This is a genomic window from Verrucosispora sp. WMMA2121, from assembly GCF_027460185.1.
In the GTDB taxonomy this organism is placed as follows: Bacteria; Actinomycetota; Actinomycetes; order Mycobacteriales; family Micromonosporaceae; genus Micromonospora; species Micromonospora palythoicola.
Window position 1 is genome coordinate 3,020,593 of sequence record NZ_JAPZBH010000006.1, and the last position, 15,116, is coordinate 3,035,708.

Consider the following 15,116-nt stretch of genomic DNA (forward strand, 5'->3'; position numbering starts at 1 on the left):
AGCGGCTCCTGTGGTCGGTGTCAGTCGAGGGTGAGCAGGTCGGCGACCCGGACGGGGGCGCCGGTGTCGAAGGACCGGTTGGCGGCCAGGCCGGTGAGCAGGGCCAGCGCCCCGTCGCGGGCGGTCGCCGCGCGGTGCAGCGGATCGGGTACGCCGCCGAACAGCACCTGGGTCATCCGGCCGTCCGCCCCGCCGTGCCCGTGCCGGGTGTAGCCGTCGACCTCGATGCGTTGCGGTGGTGCCCAGAAGGGGCGCAGGGTAAGCGTGGCGGCGCCACCCTCCTCGGCGGCCTGGTCGCCGTGCAGCGCGGCGCCCTTCAGCGCGCCCGCGGCGGCCGGGCTGACGAACTCGCTCTCGGTGACCTCCAGTTCGAGGCGGCCCCGGCTGCCGTTGACCATCACCCGGTAACCCTCCCAGGGCGCGTACGCCGTGAGGTGGTAGGTCATGGTCGCCCCGGTGGAGTAGGTGGCCAGCACCGCCATGTCGTCCTCGATGCTGACTCCGGGGGCGAAGACGTTGCGGTCGCGGTGGTAACCGTCCTCGGCCTCGGCGTCGAGGTACAACTCGCGCAGTCGGGGGTGCTCGGCCAGCCGCAACGCGAACGGGTCGTCGTCGGCGGCCGGCGACGCGTGCGCCCGGTCGTAGTCGCGGGCGTAGCCGTGCCGGCGGCCGGCGTCACCGTAGAAGAACAGCCGGCCGGCGGCGTACACCTGCACGGGTGTGGCGTCCAGCCACCAGTTGACCAGGTCGAAGTGGTGGCTGGCCTTGTGCACCATCAGGCCGCCGGAGCTGGCCTTGTCGCGGTGCCAGCGGCGGAAGTAGTCGGCGCCGTGGCGCACGTCGAGCAGCCATTCGAAGTGCACCGAGCCGATCTCGCCCACCGCCCCGTCGGCCAGCAGCCGGCGCAGTTGCTCGTGCAGCGGGTTGTAGCGGTAGTTGAAGGCCACCGTCACCCGCCGGCCGGTGCGGCGTACCGCGTCGAGGATGCGCTGGCAGCGCGGCGCGTCGGTGGTCATCGGTTTCTCGCAGACCACGTCGCAACCGGCCTCCAGCGCGGCCACCACGTACCCGTCGTGGGTGACGTCCACGGAGGTCACCAGCACCACGTCGACGCGCTCCTTGGCCAGCATCGCGGTGAAGTCACCCGCGTGGTACGTCGGCACGGGCCGGTGCCCCAGCTCACCCAGCCACCGGTTGTGGGCGTCCATCCTGGCCTGGTTGACGTCGGCGAAGGCGACCAGCTCGGCGGTGTCGGCGTGCTCGCGCACCAGCGCCCGGACGAACATCTCGGCACGGGCGCCGGTGCCGACCACGGCGTACCGGGTCCGGCTGCCGGGTTGCGGTGACACGGAGCGATCCTCCTCGATCTTCCTGCAAACCTTTGCATCGAAGTAACCACGGTCGATCGGCTCGCGTCAACGAAGGCGGAAAAATCGGCGGCCTTTGCCCCGATTGAAGGGCTTACCTGTGCATGGCAAGCGGTCTGCCGAAACACAGCTGTAACCATCCACCGTTGACAGTGGCACAACCGTTTGCATTAATTGGCGGCACCGTGACCGCCGACACATCGACGAAGGGGGCCTGGATGCCAGTCACCATCAGGGACGTCGCCCGGGCCTCCGGAGTGCACATCTCCACCGTCTCCCGCACCTTCTCGGCGCCCCACCTGGTCAACCCGGAGACCCGGGTACGAGTGCTCGCGTGCGCCGAGGACCTGGGTTACCGGCCCAACCGCGCCGCCCGCGCACTCATCACCGGCCGTACCCACAACATCGGGCTGATCATCGCCGACATCGCCAACCCCTTCTTCCCGCCACTGATCAAGGCGGCGGAGAGCCAGGCCCGCCACCGCGACTACCACGTCTTCGTCGCCGACACCAACGAGGACGCCGCCGCCGAGGAGGAACTGGTCCACGCGCTGGCCAAGCAGGTCGACGGGGTGCTGCTGTGCAGCCCCCGGATGAGCAACAGCCTGATCGAGCAGCTCAGCCGGGAGGTGCCGCTGGTGGTGGTGAACCGGCAACTGGCCGGGCTGCCGTGCGTGCTGATGGACGTCGGTCAGGGCGCCCGCTTGGCCATCGAGCACCTCGCCGGGCTGGGCCACCGGCAGCTGGCGCTGCTCGCCGGGCCGCGCGGCTCGTGGACCAGCCGGGAACTCCGGCGCGCCGCCAGCGCCGCCGCCCGGGCCGCGGGCGCCGACCTGACGGTCCTCGGTCCCAACCCGCCCACCGAGACCGGCGGTCTCGCCCAGGCGGAACAGGTCCACCGGGCCGGCGTCACCGCCGTGCTCGCCTACAACGACCTGATGGCGATCGGCCTCATGGAAGGGCTCGACGCACTCGGGGTCCGGGTGCCGCAGGAGATCAGTGTCGTCGGCGTCGACGACATCTCCCTGAGCCGACTCACCCGCCCCAAGCTGACGACGGTGGCCACGCCAACCGCGGCCGCCGGCCGGACGGCCGTCGACATGTTGCTGCAACAGGACACCGATCTCCCGCGTACCGCGCGGGGCGGCGGTGCCACCGTGGCAGTCGGCGTCCGTCGCACCACCGCACAGGTAATGCTCCAGACCGAGTTGGTCATCCGCGACTCCACCGGGCCGGGCCCCTACGCCGGCCGGGAACGTCCCGGAACCGCTGCCGCTGGCCCGGGCCCGCATCGCCGTGCGGACCCGGGCAACCCGGTCGTGGCCGCCGGTGACGTGGTCGCCTCCTAACGCCAAGGAGTGAGCGCACATGCACCCCGCAACACACCCCACCGCCAGCGCGCCCGACGGGCGCACCTACCGTACCCCCCTGCTCCGCCGCCGGTTGCTGCGCGGCCTGCTCGCCGCGGTCGTGGCCCTGCCGCTGGTCGGCGCGGCGGCGGCCTGCGGCGACGACGCCGCATCCGACGGCAAGACCAAGATTTCGATCTTCTGGTGGGGTGGTGACGCCCGGGCCCAGCTCACCGAGCAGGCGCTGGACCTCTACACCCAGAAGAACCCGGACGTCGTCTTCGAGAAGGTCTGGCAGGCCAACCAGGGCTACTTCGACAAGCTCGCCACCCTCACCGCCGGCGGCAACCCGCCGGACATCTTCCAGATCGACGACAACTTCCTCGCCGAGTACGCGGCCCGCAACGCCACCCTGGACCTCAAGCCGTACCAGGACTCCGGTGACCTCGACACCACCAAGTTCCCGCCCAGCCTGCTCCAGTACGGGGTGGTCGACGGCAAGCTCGCCGGCGTGGCCGCCGGGGAGAACACCCAGGGCCTGGTCTACAACAAGACGCTGCTGACCAAGAACGGCCTGCCCGAGCCGACCACCGGGATGAGCTGGGAGGAGCACATCGCCTGGGCCGAGCAGGTCAGCGAGAAGACCGGCGTACCCGGCACCCAGGACCCCAGCGCCGACTACAAGGCGCTCTGGGTCTGGCTGCGCCAACAGGGCAAGGATCTCTACGCCGGTACCGAACTCGGGTTCACCGTCGAGGACGTGACCAGGTGGTTCGAGCTGTGGAAGGGGGCCCGGGACCGGGGCGCCACGCCGACCCCGGACGTGATCCACGAGGGCAACGCCACCGACATCACCAAGCAGCTCGTGGTGACCGGCAAGTCGGCGACCTCCTGGGTCTGGGTCAACCAGATGCCGGAGTTGAAGAAGAACACCTCCGACGAACTCGGTGTCATCGCCTACCCGGGTGACCCGAGCGGCCAGTGGGCCCGCGCCTCGATGTACTGGTCGGTCTTCCGGGGCAGCAAGAACGCCGACATCGCGGTCGATGTGATCAACTTCCTGGCGAACGACCCCGACGCGGTCAAGCTGCTCGGCACCGACCGGGGCCTGCCGTCCAACCTGGACCTGCGCCGGGTCATCAGCGACGACACCACCGACGAGGCGATGAAGCAGTCCATCGCGGTGGAGACCGAGCTGGCCAAGACGTTCGGCGAGGCGCCGCAGGTGCCGATCAAGGGACACAGCAAGGTCCGCGCCGAGCTGACCAAGGCCGCCGAGAACGCGCAGTACGGCCGGGCCACCCCCGCCGAGGCCGCCGCCCAGTTCGTCGAGGCATGCAAGGCGGCAATCGCCTCCTGACCCGCCGCACCACCCGGAGAGGAGCAGTTCGTGGCCCTGACCACGGCGCCCGACCCGACCCGACGCGGCACCGGATCCGTCCGGCCCGACGCCAACCGGCGCGGGACCGGACGGATCCGGCACGGTGAAGGTCTGGCCGGTTACGTTTTCCTGTCGCCCTGGCTCATCGGTCTGATGGGCATCACGGCGCTACCCATGCTGTTGTCGCTGTACCTGAGCTTCACCAACTACGACATCCTCACCCCGTTGTCCGAGGTGGAGTGGGTCGGGCTGGCCAACTACGAGCGGATGTTCACAAGCGATCCGTCGTGGTGGCACTCGGTACGGGTCACGCTCAGCTTCGCCCTGATCGCCGTACCGCTGAAACTGGCCGCGGCGCTCGGGGTGGCCCTGCTGCTCAACCGGGCCTGGCGCGGAGTCGGGTTGTTCCGCGGCCTGTTCTACCTGCCGTCGCTGCTCGGCGGCAGCGTCGCCCTGGCCATCGTCTGGGTCAACATGTTCAACCGGGAGGGCGCGTTCAACTCGTTCCTCGCCCTGTTCGGCATCCAGGGCAAACCCTGGGTCAACGATCCGGACTGGGCCCTGGAGACGCTCATGGTGCTGGCCATCTGGCAGTTCGGCGCACCGATGGTGATCTTCCTGGCCGGCCTCAAGCAGGTGCCGACCGAGTTGTACGAGGCCGCCTCGGTCGACGGAGCCGGCCGGTTCCGGCAGTTCGTGAACGTGACCCTGCCGATGCTCTCCCCGGTGATCTTCTTCAACCTGGTGCTGGAGACCATCAACGGTTTCCAGGGTTTCACCGCCGCGTTCGTGCTCAGCAACGGCACCGGCGGGCCGGTCGACTCGACCCTGATGTACACGCTCAACCTCTACATCACCGGCTTCACCGACCTGGAGATGGGCTACGCCTCCGCGATGGCCTGGGTGTTCCTGATCGCCATCGCGATCATCACGGTGATCTTCTTCAGCACCGGCCGGTTCTGGGTGCACTACTCCGACGGGGAGGACCGCTGATGGTGGCCTCTACCGTCGCCCCGGCGGGCGCGACCCGCCCGCAACGCCCCCGCAGCCGCTCCTGGCTCCGGCTGGTCGTGCTGCTGGCCATCGTCGCGGTGGTGCTCTACCCGCTGTTCTGGATGATCGGCACCTCGGTGAAGTCGCAGGAGGAGATCGTCAACAACATCGGTCTGCTGCCCCGCGACTTCACCCCGGGCAACTACACCGACGGGTGGACCAACTTCGACGTCAGCTTCGCCCGGTTCTTCCTCAACAGCGCCCTGGTCAGCCTGCTCACCGTGGTCGGCAACGCGGTGAGCTGCCTGCTGGCCGCGTACGCCTTCGCCCGGCTGAGGTTCCGGCTGCGCGGGGTGTGGTTCGCCGTCATGATCGGCACCCTGCTGCTGCCGGGGCACGTGCTGATCGTCCCGCAGTACATCCTCTTCCGCACCCTCGGCCTGGTCGGCGGGGAATGGCCCTACCTGCCGCTGCTGATCCCGCAGTTCCTGGCCACGGAGGCGTTCTTCGTCTTCCTGATGGTGCAGTTCATGCGCGGCATCCCCCGCGAACTGGACGAGGCGGCCCGCATCGACGGCGCGAACGCGTTCGGCATCTTCCGGCACGTGATCCTGCCGCTGAGCCGGCCCGCGCTGGTCACCACCGCGATCTTCTCGTTCATCTGGACCTGGAACGACTTCTTCCGGCAGCTGGTCTTCCTGTCCGACCTGAGCGACTACACCGTCCCGGTGGCCCTGACCCTGTTCATCGACTCGACCAGCCAGAGCGCGGTCGGTCCGATGTTCGCCATGGCGGTGCTGTCCCTACTGCCGGTCTTCGGATTCTTCGTCGCCTTCCAGCGGATGCTCGTCGAGGGGATCAACACCAGTGGACTCAAGGGCTGACGCTCGCACCGGGCGGCACGAGCCCGGACGGGACTGGCGGGACACCGTCAGCGACGCCGCCGACCTCGCGCTGCTGGGCATCCTGACCGTGCTGGCCGCGGCACCGGTGCTGACCGCCGGTGCCGCGATCGGCACCGCCAGCGCGACCGTGCACGAGTGGCTCACCACCGGCAGCTGGCCGCCCGCACGACGTACGCTGTCGCGCTTCGGACGGGCGCTGCTGCCGGGCGTACCGGCGGTCCTGGTCGGGCTGGCCGCCGCCGGGCTGCTCGTCGCGGACCTGGTCGCGGTGGCCACCGGCCGCGTCCCGGGCGGTACGGTGGCGCTGGTCGTCACAATCGCCGTCGCGGCGTCCCTGCTCGGCTACGCCGCCGCGATCGTGGTCGAGGTGGGGCGTGCCGGCGGCACCGGGTGGCGGTCGGCGGTCACCCGGGCCGCCCGCGCCTGCCTCGACCACCCCGCGAACTGGGCCGCGCTCGCCGGCACCGCGCTGGTCGTGGTCCTGCTCGGCGTGCTGGTCACGCCGGTGGCGGTGCCGATCCTCGCCGGGTACGCGCTGGCCGCCGTGCACGCGGTCGCCCGCCGTCGACACGTCACCCGGGTGGAGCTGTCGTGACCGACCCACAGCTTTCCGTCGACGGTACGCCGGTCGCCCGGTACGTGCTCGCCCCCGACCTGGATGCCCGGCACGGGCCCCGGCCGTACCTGCATCCGGTGCGCACCCTGGCCGGCACCCCGGTCACCGACGCGCTGCCCGCCGATCACGTGTGGCACCTGGGGGCGTCGCTGGCCGTGCAGGACGTGGCCGGCACCAACCTGTGGGGCGGGCGGACGTACGTGCGCGGCACCGGGTACACCTGGCGCGCCGACCACGGCCGGATCGTGCACGTCGGCTGGGAGGACCTGGCGACCGACCGGCTCGACCACCGGTTGCACTGGTGCGACCCGACAGGTCGGGTGCTGCTCACCGAACGGCGGGTGCTCGCCGCCTCGGCGGTACCCGGCCACGACGGCGCGTGGCGGCTCGACCTGACCAGCACGCTCACCGCACCCGCCGACCGTGACGTGACGCTGGGCAGTCCGGCCACCAACGGCCGCCCCGGCGGGGCGGGCTACGGCGGCTTCTTCTGGCGTGCGGTGGCCGCCGAACCGCCCGAGGTCGTCACCGCCCGGCTGACCGGCGAGGAGCAGGTCAACGGGTGCGCCGAAGCGTGGGTGGCGATGACCGGGCGGGCGCCGGAGGGTGGGACCTACACCCTGGTCTTCAGCGGTCTCGGGCCGGGCGACAGGTGGTTCGTCCGGACCACGATGTACCCCGGGGTCTGTGTGGCCTTCGCTTTCGAGGAGACCGCCACCATCCGCGCGAACACCAGCCGGCACGGTCACTACCGCGTCGTCGTCGCCGACGGCCGGCTCGACCGCCACACCGCCGCCGCCCTCACCCGCTGACGCCATCGACGGCACCGCGATCTGTGGCGGTCCAGGTGGTCGGCCCGCCGCTCGCGGAACTCCCGCACCGCCACGGATTCCTGGCCGCAGCGCCACCGTCGGTCAACCGGCACCCAGGCAGACGAACGCCGCCGCGGTGGCCCGGGCGGTGCCGTCGCCGGCGGCGACGAATGCCTGCTGGGCCTCGGCGAGGGCGTGCGCCGGTCGGGCGCCGGCCCGCATCCGCCGGTGCAGGTCCAGCATGAGCGCGGTGGTCGGGTCGGCCGGCACCGGTAGCACCGTGGCGATCAGGCACCGGGTGCCCAGGGCCAGCAGCACCGCGGCGAATCCCATCACCTCGTCGCCCGGGCGGATGCCGGTCAGCCCCGACTCGCAGGCGGAGAGCACCACGCAGCCGGGTGGACGGGCGACGCGTTCCCACTCGTATGCGAACAGCGGTCCTCCGGCGAGCTCCAGAGTGGAGAACTGTGGATTGTCCGCGCGGAACGTGCCGTGAGCCGCGATGTGCACCAACCCGGCACCGTCCAGTGCCCGGGTGAGCGCGTCGGCGGTGGCGTCCGCCCCGGTGAGCAGTTGGGCTCCCGGCAACACCCGGGCGAGCCGGCGGACCTCGGCCTGCCCGGCCGGTAGCCGCGGGCCGCTGGCCAGGACCGGCGGTCCGACCGCGGCCTCGCGTCGGTCCGCGCCGAGCCATACCGTGGCCGACGGGGCGACCGTGACGGCGCGACCGGCACAGGTCGGCAACTCGGCCCAGCCGACGGCATGCAGCTCACCGACCGGAACGATCACCAGGGGCCGGTCAGCCAGACGGCGTCGCACCGGATCGAAGAGCTGACGGTCGAGTACCGCGGCGGCGTGTGCGGCACCGGCCTGCGCGGCGGCCGAGTCCCCGGTGGTGATCAGTCGACGTAGCCCGAACCGGTGCCATCGGGCCAGCCTCGCCGCCTCGGCGCGCGGGCCGAGGTCGTGCAGGCTGACCCGACCGTCGCGGACCAGCACCGCCCGGAGCCGATCGCCGTGCGCCACCAGTTCGACCAGCACGCGCGAGCCGAGCCGCTCGGCCAGGGCGTCCACGGTGGGCGGGGCGACCACCTCGCTTCCGCCGGGCATCCGTCGGGCGAGGTCGCGGATGTGGTGTTCGAGTCGGGCCTGCCGGCCGCGCAGGGCACGTACCGGACGGTCGGCCAGCACCGCGTCCTCGAGCAGCCCGCTGACCATCCTCAGCTCGGCGAGCGCGGCGACCAGATCGGGGTCGTCGGGCGGGAGCGCCGAGCGCATGCGCAGCGTGTTGGCGCGCCACCGCTCCGACCAGGCGAGGACCCGGGCCGGTGCGCCGGCGCGGACGGCGACGTCCAGCCCTTCGGCCGCCAGTTCCTGCCCGTACGCCCCGCTGTGGGCCCGCAGTTCCGTGGCGCCGAGCGAGGTGCGGTGCCGGTCGAGCACGGCCAGTCCGCGCCGGAGCGCGCGGGCCGCGCCGGACTCGTCGCCGCTCAACCGGCGTGACAGTGCCAGGGCGTACCAACCCTGAGCCCGTCGGGGAGCGGTGCCCCGGCCCCGCGCCCGGGCGGCCCGGCCGAACAGCTCCATGGCGCGGTCGGTGCGGCCGGTGGCAGTCGCCAACAGACCGGCGTCGATGCGGGTGATCAGCGCGGGATCCGGCCAGCCGGTGGCGTCGAGCTGGTCGGCGGTCCGGACCATCGCGGTGAACAGGGCCGGCGAACGGGTTCCCCGGCGGAACTCGGCGCGCAGCTCGACGTGCCGGGCGAACGCGGCCCAGGTCCGGCGTCCCTGGCGCCGGAAGCGGGTGCGGGCGGCCGCCGCGGCTGCGGTCGCGGTGTCCAGGTCACCGGCGAGCAACGCGGCCCGGGCCTGGGCCAGCAGCGCCTCGGCGAGGTCGGAGGCCATCCCACGACGGCGTAGTTCCCGGATCGCCACGGCGGCGACCTGCACCGCCTCGTCGACCAGCGGCACCGACAGCAGCAGCTCGACGCGGTCCAGCAGCAACGCCGGCCGGGGCACGGCCAGTCGCCGGTACTCCTCGCCGACGGCAGCGAAGCAGCGCAGCGCGGCCGCGATGTCTCCGCGCCGGCCGGCCGCGATCCCACCGTTCCAGCGGGCGTCGGCCGCCGCCAGGTCCAGGCCGAGTCCATGGAAGGCGGCCGCCGCCCGGGAGAGGTCGTCCGCGCCACCGACGGTGCCCCGGTGGGCGTTGAGCAGACCCCGGTTGTTGCGGGCCCGTGCCTCCAGCAGCAGGTCACCTTCGCGTTGGGCGATGTCGATGGCGTGGCCGTAGTCGCGAACCGCTTCGTCGTAGCGTCCGCGGTAGTGCAGTACCACCCCGCGCTGCATCCGGGCCCGCCCGGCGTCCGCACCGGTCAGCTGGGGCAGTGCGTCGGTTACGGCCCGCAGCGCCGCCGCGGTACGGCCGGCGTTGGCCAGTACGTAACCGAGACTCATCTGCGCCAGCGCCCGGGTCCGGGCGGTGCCGGCGGTGCGTACCGCCCGTCGCAGGTGACGTAGCGCGCCGGGTAGATCGTTGAGTTCCCGCAGGGCCAGGCCGATCGCCCGGTCGGCGGTGGACCGTTCGTCGTCGGCGGTGCTGGCGGCGAGCACCCGCTGGGCGATCGCGATCGCCTCACGCGGACAGCGCTGGACGGTGTCGAGCGCCATCAGCGCGGTCCCGGCACCGGCGTCGGTGCTGTCGGGCATGGACAAAGAGTTCCCCATCCATGACGGTGCGTCAATGTCGACCGCCCCGGCTCATCGCTCTCGCCGGGCACGGGCTGGTCATCCGATCAATTGACATACGCCGATTACTTGGAAGAATCGGGGAGTCCGGGGGACTTTCGCCGCGTCGACCACCGGTGGCGCGTGCCACTGCCCGGACCGTTCTTGGAGGACCTCGTGCTTCCTGATCATCCCATCGCGTCGCGTCCCGAAGGCGGGCTGTCCCGACGGTGGCTCCTGGCGGCGTCCGCCCTGGCTACGACGGCGGTGTCGCTCGGCGCCGGACTGCGTCCGCCGCCGGCGCGCGGCGACCTCGACGACGACAAGGCCTACCAGCTCGCGTTTGCCGAAGCGCTCAACGCCGATCGCGAGGTGCGGCGGCACACCACGTCCGGGCGGGAGATCCTCTACCGACCCCGGCAACTGCTGACTGCGGACGCGGACACCTGGCGGGTCGCCGCCTGGCTGCGCAACGGTGGCCACGCGGTGACCATCGCCGACCGTTTCGCCGGTGTCACCCGGCTGCTGTTCGCCGGGGAGACCGACATTCCCGGGGTGGTGACGAGGCTGCGCGATCCCCGGCAGTGGCCCGGCCAGCCGGTGCCCGCGGTCCAACCGCACCACGTGCTGCTCGGTCTGGGCAACATCATGGGCAATCCGAGCGGACCGCCCAGGACGGTCGCTGCCCTGCCGCCGCCGGATTCGGCCCGGCTCGGCGAGGGGGCAGGGGTGACGGTCGGCATCTGCGACACCGGCATCTGGCGGCAGGCGGGCGACGTTCACCCGGAGTGGCTCGGCGGCGCGTACCTGCCGGAGTCCGACGACGAGGACCCGCTCTACGTCCACGGCGACGTGCTGGCCGCGCAGGGCGGTCACGGCACCTTCGTCGCCGGGGTGGTCCGGCAGGCCGCGCCGGGCGTGCGCGTCGACCCGGAGTCGGCGCTGGGCCCGACCGGCGTCGGTGACGAGGCGATGCTGGTGGCCGCGCTCGGTCGGCTCGCGCCGGAGGTGTCGGTGGTGAATCTCTCGCTGGGCGGTTTCACTCTCGACGACCAGCCGTCGCTGCCGCTGGCCAACGCCGTGGCCGGACTACCACCGACGACCGCGGTGGTGGCGGCGGCCGGCAATCACGGCATCGACCGACCGATCTGGCCGGCCGCGCTGGACCGGGTGCTGGCGGTCGCGGCGGTCACCGCCACCGCCACCGGCCCGGCACCTGCGACCTACAGCGGCTTCGGTCCATGGGTCGACGCCTGCACCCTCGGCCGGCACGACAGCACATACGTCCACGGCCGGCTGCCGTTGCCGGGTCGGCCGACCCGGCTGTTCCGCGGGTACGCCACCTGGGCCGGTACCTCGTTCGCGTCGGCGTACGTCGCGGGTCGGCTCGCCGCACTGATGACCACCGCCGGCCTGAGCGCCGAGGCGGCACGCCTGGCGTTGCTCGCGGCGCCGCGCTGGCATCCCGACTACGGTGTCCTCGTCGGATGAGCGCCCGGACGGGGATGTCGTGCTGACCGATCGCAGCGCCACCGACCTGGTGTCCGCCGCGACGCACGGCGACGAGGCGGCCTGGGCCGAGTTGGTGCGCCGGTACACCCCGCTGGTGTACTCGGTGATCCGGTCCCACGATCTGGGCGGCGCCGACGCGGCCGATGTCAACCAGACCGTCTGGCTGCGGCTGGTGGAACACCTGAATCAGGTACGCGAACCCGAGGCGCTGGCCGCCTGGCTGGCCGTGACGACCCGGCGCGAGTGCTACCGGATGTCCCGCCTCGGCCGGCGTACGCAGCCGGTGGACCCGTCCGACGGTGCGTTCGAGGCGTACCACGGGACCTGGGCGGACGTCGCGGCGCCGGACGAGGAGCTGCTGCGAGCCGAGCGGCGCCAGGCGCTGCGGGAGAGCTTCGCCCAGCTTCCGCCGCGGTGCCAGGAGCTGCTGTCGTTGCTGACCGCCGATCCGCCGCTGACCTACCGGGAGGTCGCCGGCCGGCTGGGCCTGCCGGTCGGCAGCATCGGGCCGACCCAGGCCCGCTGCCTGCGCAGGCTGCGCGACTCACCGGCCCTCGCGTCGTACCTTGAACCGGGCGGGACGACCGGACGGAAGTGGGGTGAACGCGATGGAGCCGTGGCCGCCGGTCGATGACGACCGGTTGAAGGCGGAGCTGGGCGCGGCGCTCTGGGACGGCGGGGGAGTTCCCGAGGAGTACGTCACGGCGGCGCGGGCGGCGTTCGCTTGGCGGACGGTGGGCGCCGAACTGACCCTGGCCGAGCTGATCTTCGACTCGGCGAGTGAGACGGAGCCGGCCGGGCTGACCCGGTCGGCGGGTTCCGTGCGTACGCTTTCCTTCCGCGGTGGCCCGGTCGTCGTGGAGATCGAGGTGACCGACGCCGGGATCGTCGGGCAGCTCTCCCCGGCCGGCGGCGGTCGGGTCAGCGCCCGCACGACCAGCGGCACCTACGACGAGGCCCCGGTCAACGCGGTGGGTCTCTTCTCCCTGGGTGCTCCGCCGCCCGGTCCGATCCAGCTCCGGGCCGACGCGGGCGGCCACACGGTGGTCACCGACTGGGTCTGCCTACGCTGACGGGGGCCGCGGGTCGTCCAGCCCGCGGCCCCCGCGAAGGCGTCGGGACTATCGCCTGCTGGTGCTGATCAGATACTGCACGCCACCGAGGTCGGTCCGCCGCTCGCCGTTGTTGTCCGGCCCGAACTGGGTCACGTTGAACGCGATCTCCCCGTCGGACGCGGTCTCGGCCGAGAAGAGCAGCGAGAACCGCAACCGCTCACCGGGGTTCAGCAGCAGGTTCCCCAGGAAGGCCCGGGTGGGCTCCACGATCTCCACCTGGGTCCGGCCGGCCGGGCGTATCCCCGCGCCGACCGCGCCACCGGCCCGCCAGCGCTCGAAGAGTTCCGGACCGAGGTCGACGACGACCCGGCCGCCGATGGCCCGCAGCGGCTCGGCGGCCGCGAAGGTCACCTCGTTCCTGGAGGGCACCCTCAGCGTGTTGCCGATGGCGAAGGGCCGCACGACCGGTCCGGCGCCCGGGTTCAGCAAGACCGAGTCGACGTTGCGCCACGCGATGTTGTTGTTGTGGCTGGCGTTGATGGGGATGCTCGGACCCTCGACGGTCATCGGGTCGGAGTCGGAGATCCAGCGGGCGATCAGGCAGAAGTGACCCGGCCCGGGCACTCCGGTCCACGGGATGGTGACGGTCGTGACGCCCGGGGCGGCGATGACGCTGCTGGCCCCGATCTCGGTCCAGTGGGTCGGCCAGGTCGCGCCGCCGCCGGGCGTGGTCCGGTAGACCCGGAGCACGCCACTGCCGACGCCGGAGCCGTACGGTCCGGGATTGCGCAGCTTGACGAAGACGTAGTTGGTCACCCCGACGATCGGGTTCTGGCTGACGGCGCACTCGACGGCGGTGGGGCAGACCTTGATGTCGGGGCTGATCCACAGCGGTTCGAGCGTGTGCGGCTCCAGCCCGACGTCGGCGGCGACATCCTTGATGTAGACGTCGGTGCGGGCCGTCGCGGCCGCCCGCTCCGACGCCGGGAAGGGTGCGGCGGCGGCTGCGGTCACCGCCAGCAGACTGGTCAGCGTCGCTCCCGCGAGGACGACCAGGGCGGCTCTGCGGACACGTCTTCCTGCACTGCTCATGGCAGGTCTCTCCCATCGACGGGGGCTGAGCCGACGCGGTTCGTTTCCGTACCGTGTCGGCGCGGTTTCGTCATTCAGGAGCGGGAAGACGGGCTGGAAATACCGTCGCCGGGGCACCGCGCTGTCAGATGGCGCGACGACCGGCAAAATGTCCCCGGATCGCGTGGCCCGCGACCTCGGTCAATCAGGCAGCGCCTGGCAGGAGGAGCGGACGACCAGTTCGGTGGGCAGCCGGATGTGGGTGTCCCGCTCGACGCCGGCGATCAGGTCGATGAGCAGGCGCAACGCCTCGGCGCCCATCCGCTGCAACGGTTGCATGATCGTCGTCAGCGGCGGGTTCACCAGTGCCGATTCCGGGATGTTGTCGAAGCCGATCACGGAGAGCTCGTCGGGGACCGACAGGCCCAGGCTCCGGGCGACGTCGATCGTGGAGATGGCGGAGAGGTCGTTTCCGGCGAAGACGGCGGTCGGGCGGTCGGGCAACGAGAGCAGCTCGGCGGCGGGCTCGGCGGCGCTGTCGACCCGGAACCCGCCGACCCGGACCAGCCGCTCGTCCACCGTCACGCCCGCGTCGGCCATGGCCTGCCGGAAGCCCGCCTCGCGGAGCCGGGACGATTCGAGGTCGGCGCGTCCGCTGATGTGCCCGATGCGGCGGTGACCGAGGGAGAGCAGGTAGTTGGTCGCCAGGACGGCGCCGGCGAAGTTGTCGGAGTCGACTGTCGGCAGCCCCGACGGGCCGGTGTGCGGGTCCACGGCCACGACGTGGAAGCCCTGCTTGGTCTCCACCACGGTCGGCGTGACGATCACTGCCCCGTCGATGAGCGTGCCCGACAGCCGGGCCAGCGAGCGGCGTTCCCACCCTACGGCCGTCCCGGCGCCGTCGCCGCCGGAGTACGCGAGCAGTTGGTAGCCGGTGCCGGCGACCTCCACGCTGGCGCCCTTGAGCAGTTCGGTCGAGAACGGCTCGAACTCGGCGACCAGGATGCCGAGCACGTTGGTGCGATGGCTGCGCAGGCTCTGCGCCCCCAGGCTCGCCTCGTAGCCGAGTTGACGGATGACCTGCTGGACCCGTTCCACGGTCGCCTGTGCCACTCCGTAACGGCCGTTCACCACCTTGGAAACGGTCGCCACGGAGACGCCGGCCGTGCGGGCCACGTCCGACATCTTGACACGCTGGGGAAACGCCACGCCGATGATGATAGAGGGCCGGCGGGCCGGTTACGAAGGCGAGTCGAAAACGTTATCGACACCGATTGACACTGGATTACCTTGCTGAAAAACTCGCTCAGGCCGAGCACCCGACTGAC

Annotated in this window: 13 protein-coding genes; 9 read left to right on the forward strand and 4 right to left on the reverse strand. The window is 71.9% G+C overall.

Annotation, left to right across the window (positions count from 1 at the left end):
- Window positions 1-20: 20 nt before the first annotated feature.
- Window positions 21-1,349, reverse strand: a complete 1,329-nt coding sequence (locus O7605_RS22470; protein WP_269740989.1) for a Gfo/Idh/MocA family protein — start codon at window positions 1,347-1,349, stop codon at window positions 21-23.
- Window positions 1,350-1,585: 236 nt separating this feature from the next.
- Here O7605_RS22470 and O7605_RS22475 point away from each other — a divergent pair, with 236 nt between their 5' ends.
- Genes O7605_RS22475 through O7605_RS22500 form a run of 6 tightly spaced genes read left to right on the forward strand, consistent with a single transcriptional unit; the run spans window position 1,586 to window position 7,423 of the window.
- Complete coding sequence (locus O7605_RS22475; RefSeq protein ID WP_269740990.1) at window positions 1,586-2,716, forward strand: LacI family DNA-binding transcriptional regulator; 1,131 nt, start codon at window positions 1,586-1,588, stop codon at window positions 2,714-2,716.
- 19 nt (window positions 2,717-2,735) lie between these two features.
- Window positions 2,736-4,076 (forward strand): ABC transporter substrate-binding protein, encoded by a 1,341-nt coding sequence (locus O7605_RS22480; protein ID WP_269740991.1) that lies wholly within the window; start codon window positions 2,736-2,738, stop codon window positions 4,074-4,076.
- Between the two features lie 30 nt (window positions 4,077-4,106).
- The gene (locus O7605_RS22485) at window positions 4,107-5,090 is read left to right on the forward strand and encodes a carbohydrate ABC transporter permease (RefSeq protein ID WP_269740992.1); all 984 of its coding nucleotides are present in this window, start codon (window positions 4,107-4,109) and stop codon (window positions 5,088-5,090) included.
- A complete protein-coding gene (locus O7605_RS22490; protein ID WP_269740993.1) occupies window positions 5,090-5,974 on the forward strand; it encodes a carbohydrate ABC transporter permease in 885 nt (294 codons plus the stop codon). The genes O7605_RS22485 and O7605_RS22490 overlap by 1 nt, the downstream gene beginning before the upstream one ends.
- Window positions 5,958-6,590, forward strand: a complete 633-nt coding sequence (locus O7605_RS22495; RefSeq protein WP_269740994.1) for a hypothetical protein — start codon at window positions 5,958-5,960, stop codon at window positions 6,588-6,590. The genes O7605_RS22490 and O7605_RS22495 overlap by 17 nt, the downstream gene beginning before the upstream one ends.
- The gene (locus tag O7605_RS22500) at window positions 6,587-7,423 is read left to right on the forward strand and encodes a PmoA family protein (protein ID WP_269740995.1); all 837 of its coding nucleotides are present in this window, start codon (window positions 6,587-6,589) and stop codon (window positions 7,421-7,423) included. The genes O7605_RS22495 and O7605_RS22500 overlap by 4 nt, the downstream gene beginning before the upstream one ends.
- Window positions 7,424-7,525: 102 nt before the next feature.
- Here the strand turns inward: O7605_RS22500 and O7605_RS22505 are convergent, their stop codons facing one another.
- Window positions 7,526-10,132 (reverse strand): CHAT domain-containing protein, encoded by a 2,607-nt coding sequence (locus tag O7605_RS22505; RefSeq protein WP_269740996.1) that lies wholly within the window; start codon window positions 10,130-10,132, stop codon window positions 7,526-7,528.
- A gap of 195 nt (window positions 10,133-10,327) precedes the next feature.
- On the opposite strand from O7605_RS22505, the gene O7605_RS22510 reads away from it, so the two are divergent.
- The 3 genes from O7605_RS22510 to O7605_RS22520 are packed head-to-tail and all read left to right on the forward strand — an operon-like array spanning window position 10,328 to window position 12,735.
- On the forward strand, window positions 10,328-11,641 hold the full coding sequence (locus O7605_RS22510) for a S8/S53 family peptidase (protein WP_269740997.1): 1,314 nt from the start codon (window positions 10,328-10,330) through the stop codon (window positions 11,639-11,641).
- Window positions 11,642-11,660: 19 nt separating this feature from the next.
- Entirely contained in the window at window positions 11,661-12,296 is a 636-nt protein-coding gene (locus O7605_RS22515; protein WP_269740998.1) for an RNA polymerase sigma factor, read from the forward strand.
- On the forward strand, window positions 12,271-12,735 hold the full coding sequence (locus tag O7605_RS22520) for a hypothetical protein (protein WP_269740999.1): 465 nt from the start codon (window positions 12,271-12,273) through the stop codon (window positions 12,733-12,735). The genes O7605_RS22515 and O7605_RS22520 overlap by 26 nt, the downstream gene beginning before the upstream one ends.
- Before the next feature lie 48 nt (window positions 12,736-12,783).
- On the opposite strand, the gene O7605_RS22525 is transcribed toward O7605_RS22520, so the two are convergent.
- Both O7605_RS22525 and O7605_RS22530 read right to left on the reverse strand, forming a co-directional pair.
- Window positions 12,784-13,809, reverse strand: coding sequence for a hypothetical protein (locus tag O7605_RS22525; protein ID WP_269741000.1), 1,026 nt, complete (start codon window positions 13,807-13,809; stop codon window positions 12,784-12,786).
- Between the two features lie 180 nt (window positions 13,810-13,989).
- Window positions 13,990-14,997: a LacI family DNA-binding transcriptional regulator gene (locus O7605_RS22530; RefSeq protein ID WP_269741001.1), complete on the reverse strand. Its 1,008-nt coding sequence runs from the start codon at window positions 14,995-14,997 to the stop codon at window positions 13,990-13,992.
- Between the last annotated feature and the right edge of the window lie 119 nt (window positions 14,998-15,116).